Origin of the sequence: Pseudoxanthomonas sp. PXM01 (assembly GCF_014851815.1) — a bacterium.
GTDB lineage: Bacteria > Pseudomonadota > Gammaproteobacteria > Xanthomonadales > Xanthomonadaceae > Pseudoxanthomonas_A.
In genome coordinates, this window is the sequence record NZ_JACVAJ010000002.1 from 666,976 (window position 1) to 682,846 (window position 15,871).

General features: G+C 69.8%; 12 protein-coding genes. 3 read left to right on the top strand and 9 right to left on the bottom strand.

From position 1 onward, the window contains the following. Window positions 1-18: 18 nt before the first annotated feature. The 3 genes from IB230_RS12590 to IB230_RS12600 are packed head-to-tail and all read right to left on the bottom strand — an operon-like array spanning window position 19 to window position 3,074. Window positions 19-2,055, bottom strand: a complete 2,037-nt coding sequence (locus tag IB230_RS12590) for a methyl-accepting chemotaxis protein (protein WP_192272681.1) — start codon at window positions 2,053-2,055, stop codon at window positions 19-21. A gap of 33 nt (window positions 2,056-2,088) precedes the next feature. After that, window positions 2,089-2,619 carry a chemotaxis protein CheW gene (locus IB230_RS12595; protein ID WP_192273918.1) on the bottom strand — a complete coding sequence of 177 codons (531 nt, stop codon included), beginning with the start codon at window positions 2,617-2,619 and terminating at the stop codon, window positions 2,089-2,091. Window positions 2,620-2,672: 53 nt separating this feature from the next. Beyond that, window positions 2,673-3,074, bottom strand: coding sequence for a response regulator (locus IB230_RS12600; protein WP_055940451.1), 402 nt, complete (start codon window positions 3,072-3,074; stop codon window positions 2,673-2,675). Between the two features lie 242 nt (window positions 3,075-3,316). Between IB230_RS12600 and gshB the strand changes: the two genes are divergently transcribed. Together gshB and IB230_RS12610 are read left to right on the top strand one after the other, a co-directional pair. Beyond that, entirely contained in the window at window positions 3,317-4,264 is a 948-nt protein-coding gene (gene gshB, locus IB230_RS12605; RefSeq protein WP_192272683.1) for a glutathione synthase, read from the top strand. Window position 4,265: 1 nt separating this feature from the next. Beyond that, window positions 4,266-5,141: an energy transducer TonB gene (locus tag IB230_RS12610; RefSeq protein ID WP_192272685.1), complete on the top strand. Its 876-nt coding sequence runs from the start codon at window positions 4,266-4,268 to the stop codon at window positions 5,139-5,141. A 14-nt stretch (window positions 5,142-5,155) separates the two neighbouring features. Here the strand turns inward: IB230_RS12610 and tsaB are convergent, their stop codons facing one another. From tsaB to mrcB, 5 genes are all read right to left on the bottom strand, one after another. Next, window positions 5,156-5,896, bottom strand: coding sequence for a tRNA (adenosine(37)-N6)-threonylcarbamoyltransferase complex dimerization subunit type 1 TsaB (gene tsaB, locus IB230_RS12615; RefSeq protein ID WP_192272687.1), 741 nt, complete (start codon window positions 5,894-5,896; stop codon window positions 5,156-5,158). A gap of 144 nt (window positions 5,897-6,040) precedes the next feature. Then, window positions 6,041-6,862 (bottom strand): DUF5694 domain-containing protein, encoded by an 822-nt coding sequence (locus IB230_RS12620; RefSeq protein WP_192272689.1) that lies wholly within the window; start codon window positions 6,860-6,862, stop codon window positions 6,041-6,043. 106 nt (window positions 6,863-6,968) lie between these two features. Next, window positions 6,969-9,017, bottom strand: coding sequence for an ATP-dependent DNA helicase (locus IB230_RS12625; protein WP_192272691.1), 2,049 nt, complete (start codon window positions 9,015-9,017; stop codon window positions 6,969-6,971). Between the two features lie 61 nt (window positions 9,018-9,078). Beyond that, window positions 9,079-9,666 (bottom strand): hypothetical protein, encoded by a 588-nt coding sequence (locus IB230_RS12630; protein WP_192272692.1) that lies wholly within the window; start codon window positions 9,664-9,666, stop codon window positions 9,079-9,081. Beyond that, the gene (mrcB, locus tag IB230_RS12635) at window positions 9,663-12,074 is read right to left on the bottom strand and encodes a penicillin-binding protein 1B (RefSeq protein WP_192272694.1); all 2,412 of its coding nucleotides are present in this window, start codon (window positions 12,072-12,074) and stop codon (window positions 9,663-9,665) included. The genes IB230_RS12630 and mrcB overlap by 4 nt, the downstream gene beginning before the upstream one ends. A 95-nt stretch (window positions 12,075-12,169) precedes the next feature. On the opposite strand from mrcB, the gene IB230_RS12640 reads away from it, so the two are divergent. Continuing rightward, window positions 12,170-14,266 carry a glycosyltransferase gene (locus tag IB230_RS12640; protein WP_192272696.1) on the top strand — a complete coding sequence of 699 codons (2,097 nt, stop codon included), beginning with the start codon at window positions 12,170-12,172 and terminating at the stop codon, window positions 14,264-14,266. Here IB230_RS12640 and IB230_RS12645 read toward each other — a convergent pair. Then, window positions 14,263-15,855 carry a hypothetical protein gene (locus IB230_RS12645; protein ID WP_343227313.1) on the bottom strand — a complete coding sequence of 531 codons (1,593 nt, stop codon included), beginning with the start codon at window positions 15,853-15,855 and terminating at the stop codon, window positions 14,263-14,265. The genes IB230_RS12640 and IB230_RS12645 overlap by 4 nt on opposite strands. Window positions 15,856-15,871: the final 16 nt, after the last annotated feature.

Consider the following 15,871-nt stretch of genomic DNA (forward strand, 5'->3'; position numbering starts at 1 on the left):
ATGCAGTGCGTCCCGTCCTCAGCCCGGCAGCTTGAAGTCGGCGACCGAGCGGCGCAGGTCCGCGGCCAACTGCGCCAGGTGGCCGATGGACTCGGCGGTCTGGCCGGCGCCCAGCGAGGTCTGCGAGGTGATCTGGCGGATCACGCCCATCGTCTGGGTGATGTCCAATGCCGCCGACGACTGCTGCTGCGCGGCGCTGGAGATGCCCTTGATGAGGTTGTTGAGGTCGTTCGACACGCGCTCGATCTCGCCCAGCGCGGTGCCCGCGTCCTCGGCCAGGCGCGCACCGGACACCACTTCGGCGGTGGTCTGCTCCATCGAGCTGACCGCTTCGTTGGTATCGGCCTGAATCGTCTGCACCAGCGATTCGATGCGGCGCGTCGCGCCCGAGGTGCGTTCGGCGAGGCGTTGCACTTCGTCGGCCACGACCGCGAAACCGCGCCCCGCTTCACCGGCAGAGGCCGCCTGCACGGCCGCGTTGAGCGCCAGGATGTTGGTCTGTTCGGAAATGTCGTTGATCAGTTCCACGACCGAGCCGATTTCCTGCGACGACTCGCCCAGGCGCTTGATGCGCTTGGAGGTTTCCTGGATCTGGTCGCGGATCTGGTCCATGCCGCGGATCGTCTCGCGCACCACGCCCGCGCCCTCGGTCGCGATCTGCACCGAGCGCTGCGCCACTTCGGCGGACTCGGTGGAGTTCTTCGACACCTGGTCGATGCTGGTCGCGATCTCGCTGATGCGGTCGGAGGCGGTGGTGATCTGGTCGGCCTGGTGGCCGGCGGCTTCCGCCAGCTGCAGCGCGGTGGCCTGCGTTTCCTGCGTCGACGCCGCCACCTGCACCGAGGTGTCGTTGATCGTCGTCACCAGGTTGCGCAGTTCGTCCACGGCGTAGTTGATGGCGTCCGCGATCGCGCCGGTCATGTCCTCGGTCACCGAGGCCTTCACCGTCAGGTCGCCTTCACCCAGCGAGGAAATTTCGTCCAGCAGCCGCATGATCGCCTGTTGGTTGCGGCTGTTGTATTCCACCTGCGTCTGGTAGCGCATTTCCTGCTCGCGCTGGCGGGTGCGGTACAGCGAGTACAGCAGGCCGATGATGGAGATCAGCGCCGCGGCACCGGAGGCGATGCCCAGCCAGAAGTTCGGGAACAGGCGCGTGTCGCGCACCGAGCCGAACGCCGAGAACGCCTGGAACAGGTTGGTGCTGTCCTGGAGCATCTGGCCGGAGCCGTTGGTGAGCGCGGCGGCGGCCGACTGCGCGGCGAACAGGTTGCGCGAGCTCGCCAGGATCGCGTCCAGGTCCTTCTTCATCGCCGTCCACAGGGTCTGCGAGTTCTGCAGGGCCGACAGCGCGGCGGCATTGCGGACCGGGGCGATGCCGAGATCGGGATTGCCTTCGCGCAGGCCGTCCAGCACCTGGCCGAACAGCACGGCGTCGCGGCCCAGCGCGTCGCCAGCGGTGGCGGCACCGGCGCCACCGGCGCGGATTTCCGTCACGCGGCGGGCCATGGTGCCGGCCAGCACGACCTGCTGCAGCGCGCTGTAGATCTGCGACGACGGCGCACCGCCGGCGGACATGGCACGCACCACTTCGTTGAGCTGTGCCTGCAGGCTGGGCACCTGGGTGGCGAACCGGTCGGCGTTGCCGGCCAGCGCCAGTACGGCGGCTTCGGAGGCGACGATCTGGTCGGCGTTCTTGCCCAGCGGCGCCCAGGTGGCGCTCAGCTTGGCCAGCGGGCCGGAGATGGCGCCTTCGTTGCCGAAGCGGGTCTGCAGGTCGGAGACGGTGGATTCGACCGACTGCTTGGTCTCCTTGAACGCCTTGAACGCCTCGGCGTTGCCGGCCACGGCTTCCCGGCCCTGGTTGGTCAACTGCTGCGACAGCACGCGCATGTCCGATGCGCCGGTGCTGGCGCCGGACAGGCGACTGCCCTGGTAGGTGGCCACACCGGTGTTGGCACCGAAGACCAGCACCGATAGCGCCAGCAGCAACAGCCAGAAATTGTTGCCGAAACTGCCGACCTTGCCGGCGCTAGGAGAATCCGTCGCAGTGCTCATCGTTCAACCCCTGATTGTTCTTGTCGTCCGCGCTCAGAGCGCGGTCTGGCGGAATTCCGGCGTGCGCGCCAACAGCCCCAGCGCGAAAACGCCCCACCGCTGATCGTCGCTGGCGAAAGCGCGATCGATGAAATGCCCGTAGCGGCCGTCCGCCAGATCCCCCGGCTCGACCTGCTGCGATTCGTGGAAACTGCGCTGGCCGTACAGCTCGTCGATGGTCAGCGCGACATCGCCACCGGCCTGGCGCATGACCAGCACGCGCTGGCCCTCGTGCAGCACGGTGCGTTCGCCTTCGAGGAACTGCTTCAGGTCCACGACCGGAAACAGGTTGCCGCGCAGGTTGCCGATCCCCAGCAGCCACGGCTGCGCGCCCGGCACCGGCGTGACCGGCGGCATCTGCACGATTTCCACCACTTCCCCGAAGTTGGAAATCAGCCGGCGCTTGCCGACGCGGTAGCCGACGCCACGGTACTGGTCCTGCGCGATCTCGCGCGCCGGCTGCAGCACGGCATGCGCCAGGCTGCGGCGCTCGTATTCGGCCAGCGTATCGAACGGTGTGCGGATCATCGCCCGCCCCCTGTGCACTCAGTGCGAATGATCACCATGGCGCCAGCCCCTCAGGTGCTGACGTGGGCGCGGATGGCGTCGAGGAGTTCCTCGCGCGTGAACGGCTTGGTCAGGTACTGCTCCGAGCCGACGATGCGCCCGCGCGCCTTGTCGAACAGGCTGTCCTTGGACGACAGCATGATGACCGGCGTGGACTTGAACACCTGGTTGTTCTTGATCAGCGCACAGGTCTGGTACCCGTCCAGGCGCGGCATCATGATGTCCACGAAGATGATCTGCGGCTGCTGGTCGGCGATCTTGGCCAGGGCCTCGAACCCGTCGGTCGCGGTCACGACTTCGCAACCCTCGCGTTTCAGCAGGGTTTCCGCGGTGCGGCGGATGGTTTTCGAGTCATCGATCACCATGACCCGTAGGCCGTGGAGTCCACCGGCCTGGCCTTCGTTCTGCGTCATTACCTGATTTCCCCATGCGCGCGTGGCTTCATTGACGAACCGGCCACGCTGCGTTGCTGCTTATATCCCCCATCCCGGCGCGCACTGTCAAGCCGCGCCTTTCCGGTGCGCGTCGCTGAACGGCATCATGCGATCCACGTCTCAATTTTCCGCCACCGGGCGGACGCGGTGTTCCACCGGCGTCCGGACCGGCGGCCGCGTCCGCCCTGATACCATGCGGCGTCTCCCGCAGAACCGCCCCCATGCCGCTGGACGTCATCGTCGTCATGGACCCGATCGGGTCCATCAAGATCGCCAAGGACACCACCTTCGCCATGCTGCTGGAAGCCCAGCGGCGCGGTCACCGCCTCCACTACGTCATCCCCGGCCGCCTGTCGCTGCGCGAGGGCGTGGCCCAGGCCCAGGTCGCGGCGTTGACGGTGAAGGACGACAAGGCCGGCTGGTCCACCCTCGGCGATACGCGCACGCTGACGTTCGGCCCCGGCCAGGTCGTGCTGATGCGCAAGGATCCGCCGGTCGACGACCAGTATCTCTACGACACGCACGTGCTGGGCGTCGCGCAGCAGGCCGGCGCGCTGATCGTCAACGATCCGCAGGGCCTGCGCGATTTCAACGAGAAGCTGGCGGCGCTGCTCTTCCCGCAATGCTGCCCTCCCACCCTGGTGAGCCGCGACCCGGCCGCGCTCAAGGCCTTCGTGGCCGAGCATGGCGAGGCGGTGCTGAAGCCGCTGGACGGCATGGGCGGCCGCTCGATCTTCCGCGTGAAGGCCGGCGACCCCAACACCAACGTCATTCTGGAAACGCTGATCGGCGGCGGCAACTTCACCCTGGCCCAACGCTTCATCCCCGGCATCAAGGACGGCGACAAGCGCGTGCTGCTGGTCGATGGCGAGCCGGTGGACTACGCGCTGGCACGCATTCCGCAGGGCGACGAGTTCCGCGGCAACCTGGCCGCCGGCGGCCGCGGCGAGGGCCGTCCACTAAGCGAGCGCGACCGCTGGATCGCCGCGCAGGTCGGCCCGGAGATGAAGCGCCGCGGCATGCTGTTCGTCGGCCTGGACGTGATCGGCGACTACCTGACCGAGGTCAACGTCACCAGCCCCACCTGCGTGCGCGAGCTGGACGGCCAGTACGGCCTGAACATCGCCGGCCAGCTGTTCGACGCCATCGAGAAGAAGCTGGCCGCCTGAGATGTCGGCCGTCCCCGTTCCACCGCCGAAGATCGGCGCGAACGAACGCCTCGGCGCCACCCTGGCGCTGTCGCTGATCGTGCACGGCCTGCTGGTGCTCGGCGTGGGCTTCGCCCTGGACGACGCCGCGCCGGTGATGCCGACGCTGGACGTGATCCTCAGCCAGACCAGCACGCCGCTGACGCCGAAGGAAGCCGACTTCCTCGCCGCCGCCAACCAGGAAGGCGGCGGCGAAAGCGACCAGGCCAGGCGCCCGCGCGACAGCCAGGCCGGCTGGATCCCCCAACCCGACACCGGCTTGGCGCCGCAGCCGCTGCGCGCGCAGACCACCGCGCCGGTGCCGCCGCCGGAGAGCCGCGTGGTGACCACGCGCGACAGCGAGACCCGCGCGCCTGCCGCCGAAGCACGCCCGCAGCCGGACCAGCCCGAGCTGCCTCAGGGCGAACAGAAAGTGCAGCGCGATGCCGAGATGGCACGACTGGCGGCGGAGTACCACCTGCGCTCGGAGCTGTACGCCAAGCGGCCGAAGCGCAAGTTCGTCTCGGCCAGCACCAAGGAATACGTCTACGCGAACTACCTGCGCGCCTGGGTGGATCGCGCCGAGCGCGTGGGCAACCTCAACTACCCCGACGAAGCGCGCCGCCGGCGTCTGGCCGGCACGCTGGTGATCAGTGTGGCGGTGCGCCGCGACGGTAGCGTCGAGCAGACCCGCATCATCCAGTCCAGCGGCGTGCCGCTGCTCGACTCGACGGCGCAGCGCATCGTGCAGTTGTCCTCGCCGTTCCCGCCGCTGCCGGAAACGGCGGAAAACGTCGACGTCCTGCACGTCACCCGCACCTGGCGCTTCCTGCCGGGCGGCGAAGTGCGCGACGAGTAACGCAGGCGCACGCCTCAGCGGGAGGCGCGCAAGGCTTTCTGTTCTTCCAGCGTCAGCGCGACGTTGTTGCGCAGGTAGGCGGGCTCGACAAGCTCGGGCGCCACCATCTCGCCCCGGGCGAACGCGTCTGCCGCGAGTCGCGCGAGATCCGCCGCATGCGGCAATGCCTGTGCATCGATGCGGACGAAGCGGGATGACAGGCGCGCGGCCAGCACACCCTCGCCCGCCGCGAAACCGGTCCCTACGCCGATCCAGCCGGCGTCATCACCCGCCAGCGCGTAATCGGCAGGTGCGATCACCGCTTCGCCCGACGTTGCCTCGAGACGGTCGCCACGATGCACGAAGGTGCCCGTGTAGACCTCGCCCATACGCGCGTCGATCGCCGCAAGAATGGGGTGCGCGGTGCCGACGTCGCAGCCGCCTTCGCCCGCCGTCACCCGCGGTGGCGGCACCTGCGAGGCCAGTACTGCGAGCGTGGACACCGGCACCAGTGGCCGGTCCAGCGCCAACGCGATGCCCTGCGCGAGCGCGATGGCCAGGCGCACGCCGGTAAAGGCGCCGGGACCACGGCTCAGCGCGATGGCATCGAGCTGGCTGCGCACGATGCCTGCTTCCACCAGCAGGTGCTCGGCCCAAGGCAGCGCAAGTTCGGCATGCCGTCGCGGCGCGATTTCGAAACGCTCGCGCACCTCGCCATCGACGTAGACGGCAATGGAACAGGCTTCGGTAGCGGTTTCGAAGGCGAGCAGCTTCATGGGACGGACGGGACGGGGAAAGGGGGCTAGCTTAAACGCTGGCGCGTTTGCGCGATCGCCACCCCGCATCGGTGGAAACCCCGCGGCTGCTCTCTGGACGTCGGGTGCTGCCTGATTACCTGCCTCCCGCTGCGGGCCTCGTCTTCAAGGCGTCAGGTATGGCGCCACAGGCTCGGCCTGACGCTGCCGGTCTATCGCCAGCAGATCCTTGAGGATCGCGGTGTGGCCTGCTCCACCGATCACCAGCACGCGACGCCCGGGCGCGGCTGCATTCTGCACGTTGGCGTACATGCGGAAATTGCGATGCCACCAGCTGGCCGATGCATCGGCGCCCACGAATCCGCCGCCGGCATCCACCGCATTCGTGGCGATGTACAGGTCCTTGTTCTCGCGATCCCGCTCCGGAGTGTTGGCCAGCCGCAGCAGTTCGGGTAACGGCAGCGTCGCCTGCTCGCGCGCCTCGCGTGCGGACAATGCCGCGAACACCGCGTCCATGGCCGCCTTCCGATCAGGCTCGCGCTCGGCGATGTAGGCGAACAACGCCTCCCCCTTCCAGTGCACCTCATCCTCGTCAAAGCAGGTCACACCATCGAGGCCGGCCAGCTTGGCCACGCGGTAGCCGATCTGCTGGATTTCGTTGATGCCCAGCGTCGCGCCGTCATCACGGTACGCCACATAGGCCGCATCCTGCCGCGCCTGCGCCGATCGCTCGCATTCGACGAGCACATCGGTCGGCCGGAATGCTGCCAGTCGTGACGCCAGCCCCGCCAGATAGGCCTGGTTGGCGGCCGTCATCACGTCGATGACGTCCGCCTTCACCACGTCCCGACCAGGATTGGCGAAGTGGAACACCCCCAGCATCATGACCTTCGCAGGCTCCGGCGCAGGTTCGGCGGCGCGCCCCTGTACCGGTATCCCCGCCGCGCACAGCAACACCAGTGAGAACCACGACACGCGAAAACCCATCTCGAACTCCTGGACCAGACGAAGGCAAGTCCTTCGTCAGATGCAACAGACAGGCAGAGGGTTTAACCCAGCTCGATCTCCGTAGCGGGCGTCGGATTCGGTCCGGTCAGAAGCGTGCGTCCGCAAACCAGTCGTCCGCATCGCCGGCACGTGCCGGCGCCGGCGCCGCTTCCTCGACCTCGGCACCGAAGAAGCGCTGTACGTCCTGCACGCGCTGGGTGCGGCGGAACGGCGGCAGCGAGTCGAGAAAAACGCGTCCGTACGGCTTGCCGGTCAGGCGCGGGTCGCACAGCACCAGCACGCCACGGTCGGTCTCGCTGCGGATCAGCCGGCCGACCGCCTGCTTCAATGCGATCACCGCCTGCGGCAGCTGTTCGTCGCGGAACGGATTGCCACCGGCACGGCGCACCGCTTCCAGGCGCGCCTCGAACACCGGATCGTCGGGCGCGGCGAACGGCAGCTTGTCGACCACCACCACGCTCAAGGCATCGCCGACCACGTCGACGCCTTCGCGGAAGCTGGCCGCGCCCAGCAGCACGCCGTTGCCGGACTCGCGGAACCGCTGCAGCAGCGTGCCGCGCGGCGCCTCGCCCTGCACGAACAGCGGCCAAGGACCTCCGCGTAGCGCCTCCGCGGCTTCGCGCAACGCGCGGTGCGAGGCGAACAACAGGAAGGCACGGCCCTGCGACGCCTCCAGCACCGGCCTCAGCGTCGCGATCAGGCCCGCGCCATAGCCCGGCGCATTCGGATCAGGCAATCCGGTGGGCAGGTAGCACAGCGCCTGCTGCGGCCAATCGAATGGACTCGGCTGCAGCAGCGTCGGCGGATCGTCCAGGCCCAGCCGCACGGCGAGATGGTCGAAGCGGCCACCTACCGCCAGCGTGGCCGAGGTGAATACCCACGCCGCACGCGACTGCTCGCGATGCTGGCGCAGCGGTCCGGAGACATCGAGCGGCGTGCGCTGGCAGCGGAACGCACGCGGGGTGAGTTCGTACCAGAGCACGTCGCCATCGTCGGCCTGCGCCGCCTCCGTGTCGTCGAATGCACCCGCGCCGGACGGCGCGGCATGCCAGCGCGACAGGCGCTTGGCGAATTCGGTGGCGCGCGCGGCGCAGGCTTCGAGCCCCAACGACGCCTGCGCCAGCGGTGCGAGCGCCGCGGACAGGTCGGCGAGCGCATGCTCGATGGCATCGAACCCCGCGCCGACCTCGGGCCTGGCCAGCAGGCGCTCGCGGGTGCCGCGCGCCGGCATGCCCTCCATGGCCGCGCGCGCCTCGCGCAACGCCTGTTCCAGCGCACGCACGGGCGGCTGCAAGGCGGCCAGTGCGCCCGCCGCGTCCTTCGACTCCGTCAGGCAATCGCGCGCCAGTTCCTGCAGCGGCCGCATGCCGAAGCCTTCGCCGAAGAAATTGGCGGCGAGTTCAGGCAGCTGGTGCGCCTCGTCGATGACGAACGCCTGCGCGCCCGGGAGGATCTCGCCGAAGCCCTCCTGCTTCAGCGCCAGGTCGGCGAGCAGCAGATGGTGGTTGACGACCACGATGTCGGCCGCCTGTGCGCGCTGGCGCGCCTGCACCACGAAGCAGTCGTCCCAGAACGGGCACTCGCTGCCCAGGCAGTTGTCGATCGTCGACGTGACCAGCGGCAGCAGCGGCGAGTCGTCCGGCAAGGCGGCCAGTTCCGCCATGTCGCCGTATTGCGTGCGTCCGCCCCACGCGACGATGCGCTGGAACTGGTCCACCTGCTCGCGGCTGGTGAACGTGGTGCGCAGCGCCTGCGGATCGCCCTTGGCCTGGTTGAGGCGGTAGCGGCACAGGTAGTTGCTGCGTCCCTTCAACAGCGCGGACTTCAGCCCGGCCACGCCGAGCGCATCGCGCACGCGCGGCAGGTCGCGGTGGTAGAGCTGGTCCTGCAGCGCGCGCGTGCCGGTTGAGACGATGGTCTTCAGGCCCGACAGCAGCGCAGGCACCAGATAGGCGAAGGTCTTGCCGGTGCCCGTGCCGGCTTCGGCCAGCAGCACATCGCGCGCGTCGAAGGCGTCGGCGATCGCCGCGGTCAGGCGCTGCTGGGCGTCGCGGGGGGCGAAGGCATCGAGTCGTTCCGCCAGCGCACCGCCCTCGCTGAGGGCATCGCGGCTGGCCTGGGCTAGCTGGGACATCGGGAAAACAGGAGGCGGCGTGCAGCGGCAAGGGTACCGCGTCACGGACGCGGCATGCGCCTCACATCCGCTCGATGACCGGCACGGTGCACGCGTCGCGCTTGCTCTCCGCCTCGATGATCGCCGCGCGCAGGGTCGCCGCGCGCGCGGCATGCTGGGCCGCGTCCTCCGGCGTGTGCCGTGCGGGCAGGGGTTGATGCACGGCGAGTTCATGCTGGCGCACCTGACGCACGGTCTCCCAGTGCTGGCGGCACAACGGACCCACCTGCGAGCCCAGCTGGAAGGCGCGCTGCGCCAGTGTGTCGGCGCGCGCGTAGTCGCCCTGCAGCATCGCCACTTCGGCCCGTTCCTGCAGCACGGCGGGATCTTCCGGCACCAGCAGCAAGGCCTGGTTCAACGCGTCCGCCGCCCTGGCGACGTCGCGCGCCGCGCGCGCCTGCTGCGCCGTCTCGCGCAGATCCTCGACCTGCGGATCGCGCAGCGGCTGCACGGCGAGCTCGCGGTCGTCGTCCCCGGCGGCGGCATCGATGGCGGCGACGCGCTGGTCAGGCGTCAGCGGATCGCGCACGACCGGCGTCTCGGGCACCGGCGCGGAGACGCAGCCGGCCAGCAGGATCAGGACAAGAGAGAGTGCGTACTTCATGGTCATGGCTGTTGCGGAGGCGCTTCCTGTGGCGGCGGTGCGGGTTCTTCCTTGCGATCCAGGCCGAACCAGCTGCGCCAGCCGCCACCTTCGGATTCCTCGCCCTCGACCGGCGCCTGTTCGATGACGCAAGGCGCATAGGCCGGTGTGAAGCCGGAGACGAACGGCAGCTGCCGGGCTTCCGGACAGCTGGCATCGGTGGTGTTGGATCCGGCGACCCACTGCCAGTCCAGGCCCTTGCCCGACACCTTCAGCGGTGCGCTCGGCAACCGCGCGAACAGGCCCGACCACACGCGCATCGCGCCGGTGCCGCCGTACAGGCCGGTCTGCTCGTTCTGGTCATTGCCCATCCACACCACCGCGAGGTGATCGCCGGTGTAGCCGGCGTACCAGCTGTCGCGACTGTCGTTGCTGGTGCCGGTCTTGCCCGCGGACTGCAAACGACCCAGGCCATCGCCGATCAGCTGGCGGCCGGTGCCGTTCGATACGACCTGCTGCAACGCCACCGTGATGAGGTTGGCGGCGATCGAATCGCCTTCCTGCGCCGGCGCCGGCGTCTTGTCGTAGCGCTTGAGCAGCTTGCCATCGGGATCGAGCACTCCGCGCACCGCGTGCAGCGGCTGGATCTCGCCGCCCGAAGCGAGGAACTGGTACAGCTGCGCCATCGCGTACGGGCTCTGGTCGGTGGAGCCCAGGATCAAGGCCGGGTTCGGTTCCGCCTGGATGCCGGCCAGCACCCGGATGAGTTGCGCCAGGCGGTCCGGTTCGACCTTCATGCCCACGCGCACGGTGGCCTGGTTGTACGAGCGCGCCAGCGCGTCGACCAGGCGCACGGTGCCATGGCTGCGGCGGTCGGCGTTGGCCGGCGTCCAGCGCCGGTTCTTGCCCAGTTGCACGGTCACCGGCGAATCGTCGACCCACGACGCCAGTGAATACTGGTCCGGCTGCGCCAGCGCGAGCAGGTAGACGAATGGCTTCAACAGCGAGCCGACCGGCCGCTGCGCTTCGACGGCGCGGTTGAAGCCGACTTCGGACACGTTGCGGCTGCCGACCACGGCCAGCACGTCGCCGTCGTGCACGTCGGTCACCACCATGCCGGCCTGCAGCGTCGGCCGGCGTTTGTTCTCCAGCGCCTTGATCGTGCGCGTCACCGACGATTCGGCGTACGCCTGCGCCGACGGCGACATGCCGGTGAGCACCGTCAGGCCTGCTCCCTGCAGCGCACTCTCGGGATAGTCGCGCGCCAGCTGGCGGCGGACCAGGTCCACGTAGGCGGGGAAACGGTTGGCGGCGGCCATGCCCGGCGTCTTGGTCACGCCCAGTGGCGCGGCAAGCGCACGCTTGTACTCGGCATCGTCGAGCAGGCCGGTCTCGTGCAGCTTGAGCAGCGCGTAGTCGCGGCGCTCCTTCGCACGTTCCGGGTTGCGCCGCGGGTCGTAGTACGACGGCCCCTTCACCATGCCGATGAGAAGCGCGATCTGCTCGGTGGTCAGGCTGTCGAGGTCGCGCCCGAACCAGAACTCCGCGCCGGCGGCGACGCCGTGGATCGCCTGGCTGCCCCGCTGCCCCAGGTACACCTGGTTGAAGTACGCCTCCAGGATCGTGCGCTTGTCGTAGCGCGCCTCCAGGATCAACGCGTAGAGGATCTCGTTGAACTTGCGCGTCGGCGTCTGTTCCTTGCCGATGCCGAGCAGGCCGCTGCGTGCGAGCTGCTGGGTCAGCGTGCTGGCGCCCTGCCGCGTGTCGCCGCCGGAGCGCACCAGCAACCACGCCGCGCGCACCATGCCCGACAGGTCGATGCCGTGGTGGTCCTTGAAATCGCGGTCCTCGACCGCCTGCAGGCCGGTCACCAGCAGTTCCGGCACCTCTTCCAGCCGCACCAGCCGACGCTCTTCCTGCTTCTGTCCGTACAACGTGGCGATCCGCGCCGGATCCAGTCGCGCCGCCTTGAGGTTCTGCTTGCGGCCGAGGTCGCGCACCGCGGCAATACGGCCATCGGACAGGCTGACCTGCAACCGGCGCGGTACCACACGCCCGTCCACGTCGATGAAACCACGGCTGGAAATGGTGAAGCGGCCACCCTCGCGCGTGTAGGTGCCCGGGCTCTCGCCGCTACCGTCGTCGCGGTACGCCGCGGCGTCGAGTTCGGTCTTCAGCGTCTGCGCGTCCATCGCCAGGCCCGGCGCGACCTGCAGCGGCCGCGCATAGACGCGGGTGGGGATCTGCCAGCGCAACTCGCCGAAACGTTCGGTGACCTGGTGGTTCAGGTACAGCGTGTACGGGATCAGGAAGCCCAATCCCAGACCCACCGCGGCCAGACCCCATGTCAGCAGGCGTTGCCGCCAGACGGGACCGCCGTCGTCGTCGATGTCGTCTTCGTCCAGTGCTTCGTCGTCGTAGTCGTTGCGGGCCACAGGGGATGCGACAATGGGAATTCGGGCGAGTCTAGCGCAGCCATCCGCGGTGCGCCCGGCCCGTTTCCCCCTTGCTCAGCTGGAGTTGCAACGGAATGTCGATGTCGTGGGCCGACGTGCGCTTCATGCTGGAACGCATGCGCGGCCTGGTCCGGCGAGGACTGGCCAGCCTGCGCACGCGGGGCCTGGGCCCCACGTGGGCGCGGGTACGACGGCAGTTCGCGCGTCGCGTGCTTCCGGCCTCCGCGCCGCTCCATGTTCCCGCGGCGGCACCGTTCGCGCCGTTCGCGGTACCGGCAAACGATGCCCCGCGCGCCAGCATCGTGATTCCGGTCTACAACCAGGCGGCCTACACGCTCGCCTGCCTGCGCGCCCTGGCGGAATACCCGCCGGCCGCGACCTGCGAGATCCTCGTCGTCGACGACGGGTCCAGCGACGAGACCGGCGAGTGGATGCCGCAGATCGCCGGACTGCGATACCACCGCCGCCCCGCCAACGGTGGTTTCATCGCGGCGTGCAACGACGGCGCGGCACTGGCGAACGGCGCCCATCTGGTCTTCCTCAACAACGACACGGTGCCGCAACCGGGCTGGCTCGATGCGCTGCTCGACACGTTCGGAGCCCACCCGGATGCCGGACTGGTCGGCGCGCAGCTGATCTACCCGGATGGACGCCTGCAGGAAGCCGGCGGCGTGGTGTTCGACGACGGCTCGGCCTGGAACTACGGACGCTTCGACTCGCCGGACGATCCCCGCTACGCCAGCCTGCGCGACGCGGCCTATTGTTCGGGCGCCGCCGTCGCGGTGCCTACCCCGCTGTTCCGCGAGTTGGGCGGCTTCGACACGCGCTACGCGCCGGCCTACTACGAAGACACCGACCTCGCCTTCGCCGTGCGCGCACGCGGTCTTCGCGTGCTCTACCAGCCCGCATCGCGGGTGGTGCATCTGGAAGGCATCACCTCCGGCACCGACACCGCAAGCGGCACCAAGGCCTACCAGGTGCGCAACCGTGGCGTGTTCGCGGAAAAATGGCGGGAAGCGCTCGCGCGACAGCCGCGCGCCGGCACCGTACCGACCGCCGGCTCGGTCGTGCGTCCGCGACGGCAGATCCTCGTCGTCGATGCGGAAACGCCGCGTCCGCTGCACGACTCCGCCTCCCTGCGCTTGGTCAACCTGATGCGGATGCTGGTGGAAGACGGGGCCCATGTCGTGTTCCTGCCCGCCGACCTTCACCACGCAGGCGACGATACCGCGCGACTGCGACGCCACGGCATCGAGGCCTGGCACGCACCGTTCGCGGCACGCGCATCGGCGTGGCTGCGCGAGCACGGCCACCGCTTCGACGTGGTCATGCTGTCGCGCCACTACGTCGCCGCGGAGTTCCTGCCCTTGGTCCGGCGCTTCGCGCCGCAGGCCAAGGTGGTGTTCGACACGGTCGACCTGCACTTCCTGCGCGAACGGCGCGGCGCTGAACTGGCGGGTGATGCCGGCCTGGAGCGCGCCGCCGAACGCACGCGCGACCGCGAGCTCACGCTGATCCGCCAGGCCGATGCCACGCTGGTGGTGAGTCCGGTGGAGCGCGACATGCTGGCCGGGTTGCTGCCGGATGCATGCGTGGAGGTGGTGGCGAACCTCCACGAGGTGGCCGATAGCGGGCTTCCCTTCGGGCAACGGCACGATCTGGTGTTCGTGGGCGGCTTCCGTCATCCGCCCAATGTCGATGCGGTGCGCTGGTTCGGCGGCGAGGTGTTTCCGTTGATCCGCGCACGGCAACCCGGCATCCGCTTCCACTGCATCGGGATGGCGCCAACCGCCGAGGTGCTCGCCCTGCAGTCGCAGCCGGGCATTGTCGTGCACGGGCACGTGGCGGAGCTGGAGCCTTACATGGCCGGCGCTCGCATCGCGCTGGCGCCGCTGCGCTTCGGCGCCGGCGTGAAGGGCAAGGTCAACCTGAGCATGGCGCACGGGCAACCGGTGGTGGCGACCTCGTGCGCGATCGAAGGCATGCACCTGACGGACGGACACGACGTGCTGGTGGCCGACGACGCCGCCGGGTTCGCGGAAGCGGTGCTGCGACTGTACGCCGATGCGGCGCTGTGGCAGCGGCTCGCCGACAACGGCCGCGAGAACATCACCCGCCATTTCTCGATGGACGCCGCCCGCGACACGGTGCGCCGCGTCTTCCTGCACTAGGGAGCGATGGCCGCCTGCGCCACGCGGACACGCGAGGCGAAGTCGTCCAGGCCGGCGACCGCGCCATCCAGCCGCCGCGCCTCCTGCAACGCCTGCCCCGCGAACGCCAGATCGCCCGCACCCAGGCGTTCCGTGCCCACCGCGATCCATTTTTCCGCCAGCCGTCGGCGTGCGTCCTGCAAGGCGGGATCGCGCGGCTCCAGGGTCTGCCAGGCCTGCTGGCAGGCCTGCGCGCGGCGGATGCGATTGGCGCGCAGTTCGTCTTCGTAGCAGGTGCGGACGGCGGGCATCAGGCGAATCGCCGCCTGTTTCACCGCCGCACTTTCGGGGGACAGCGCCTGCGCCGCGCGCAACGTGTCGTAGGCACTCTCCCCCGGTGGCGTCAGCCACTGGCCTTGCGCCTCGGCGTGCGCCATCCGTGCGAGCAGCACACCGACCCGGCGGTCCCGCTCGCGTGCGGTCATCGACGGCGCCGCGTTCTGGCGCTGCCGCGCCTGGCGTGCCCGCGCGACGGCCTGCTCCGCCTGCGCCACGCCGGCCGCCTGCGGCGCCAGCTCGCGCGCCAGCCGCAGCTCCTGCTGCGCCTGCGCGAAATTGAAATCGCCGGCCTCGCGCTCCGCCTGCCGGGCATGCGCGATACCGACCTGCTCAAGACCCTGCCGTGCCGCAGCATCGTCCGGCAGGGCCGACGCGACCGCCTCATAGGCCGCGCGTGCGGAGGCGAGCCGGCCTCGCGCCAGGTCGCGCGTACCTGCGCGACGCCGCGCATCCACTGCGGCCGCCAGCGCAGCTTCGGCCTGAGGCAGATCGACATGGCCGGCGTCGAACGTGCGCGCCGCCGCGATCCTGGCCGCCGCCTCGCCGAGCTCGCCGCGGCGGAGCTGCGATCCGGCTTCCTGCAGCAGGTCCGACAACGCGTCTTCCCTGCCCTCCAGCGCCTCGATGCGTGTCGGCTGCAGCGCCAGCACGCGCCGGTACAGCGGCAGGGCCGTGTCATCACCGCCCCACAGGTGCTCGTCCGCGTGCGCACGCGCCGCCGCCGCAAGCAAGCCGTCGATACCCGCATGCTCGGCCTCGCGCGCGCGCAGTCTCGCCGCCAGCGCATCCGCCTGCGGCCGCGGCACCTGCAGGTCGCGGGCGAGCGCGAGCCGCGCACGCACGTCGTCGAACCGGTTCTGCTGCAGGGCCGCGTCCGCCGACTGCAACGCGGCCAGTGCGACGCGGCGCAGACCGTCGGCCGCCTCGGTACGATCGTTGTCGAGCGCCTGCGCCGCTTCGTACAGCTGGCGCGCACCACTGCCATCGGCCGCATCCAGCCGCCCGGCGCGCAACGCCTGGTCCGCCTGGTCGAGCAGCGACTGGATGCGGGTCTGCGGCCACACCATGTCAGCCAGCGGCTGGCGCAGGACGATGACGAGCAGGATGAAGCCGATGGCGGCCGCTACCGCCCATCGCCAATGGCGCCGATCGCGCCACACCGGGCCGGGAGCACGGCGCGGGTCGGCGTCGAGCCCTGCGGTATGCGTCCAGTCGATGCGCGGTTCGATGCGTCGGCCCCGTCCGGCGCCATGGTGGTCTTCGCGGGTCACGCCCGCAGCATAACCA

Excerpts from the sequence above, each read along its gene's own strand:
- tsaB (WP_192272687.1), bottom strand. The coding sequence starts at position 5,896 with ATGAAGCTGCTCGCCTTCGAAACCGCTACCGAAGCCTGTTCCATTGCC.
- gshB (WP_192272683.1), top strand. The coding sequence starts at position 3,317 with ATGCCGCTGGACGTCATCGTCGTCATGGACCCGATCGGGTCCATCAAG.
- IB230_RS12620 (WP_192272689.1), bottom strand. The coding sequence starts at position 6,862 with ATGGGTTTTCGCGTGTCGTGGTTCTCACTGGTGTTGCTGTGCGCGGCG.
- IB230_RS12600 (WP_055940451.1), bottom strand. The coding sequence starts at position 3,074 with ATGACGCAGAACGAAGGCCAGGCCGGTGGACTCCACGGCCTACGGGTC.
- IB230_RS12590 (WP_192272681.1), bottom strand. The coding sequence starts at position 2,055 with ATGAGCACTGCGACGGATTCTCCTAGCGCCGGCAAGGTCGGCAGTTTC.
- IB230_RS12610 (WP_192272685.1), top strand. The coding sequence starts at position 4,266 with ATGTCGGCCGTCCCCGTTCCACCGCCGAAGATCGGCGCGAACGAACGC.
- IB230_RS12625 (WP_192272691.1), bottom strand. The coding sequence starts at position 9,017 with ATGTCCCAGCTAGCCCAGGCCAGCCGCGATGCCCTCAGCGAGGGCGGT.
- IB230_RS12630 (WP_192272692.1), bottom strand. The coding sequence starts at position 9,666 with ATGACCATGAAGTACGCACTCTCTCTTGTCCTGATCCTGCTGGCCGGC.
- IB230_RS12640 (WP_192272696.1), top strand. The coding sequence starts at position 12,170 with ATGTCGATGTCGTGGGCCGACGTGCGCTTCATGCTGGAACGCATGCGC.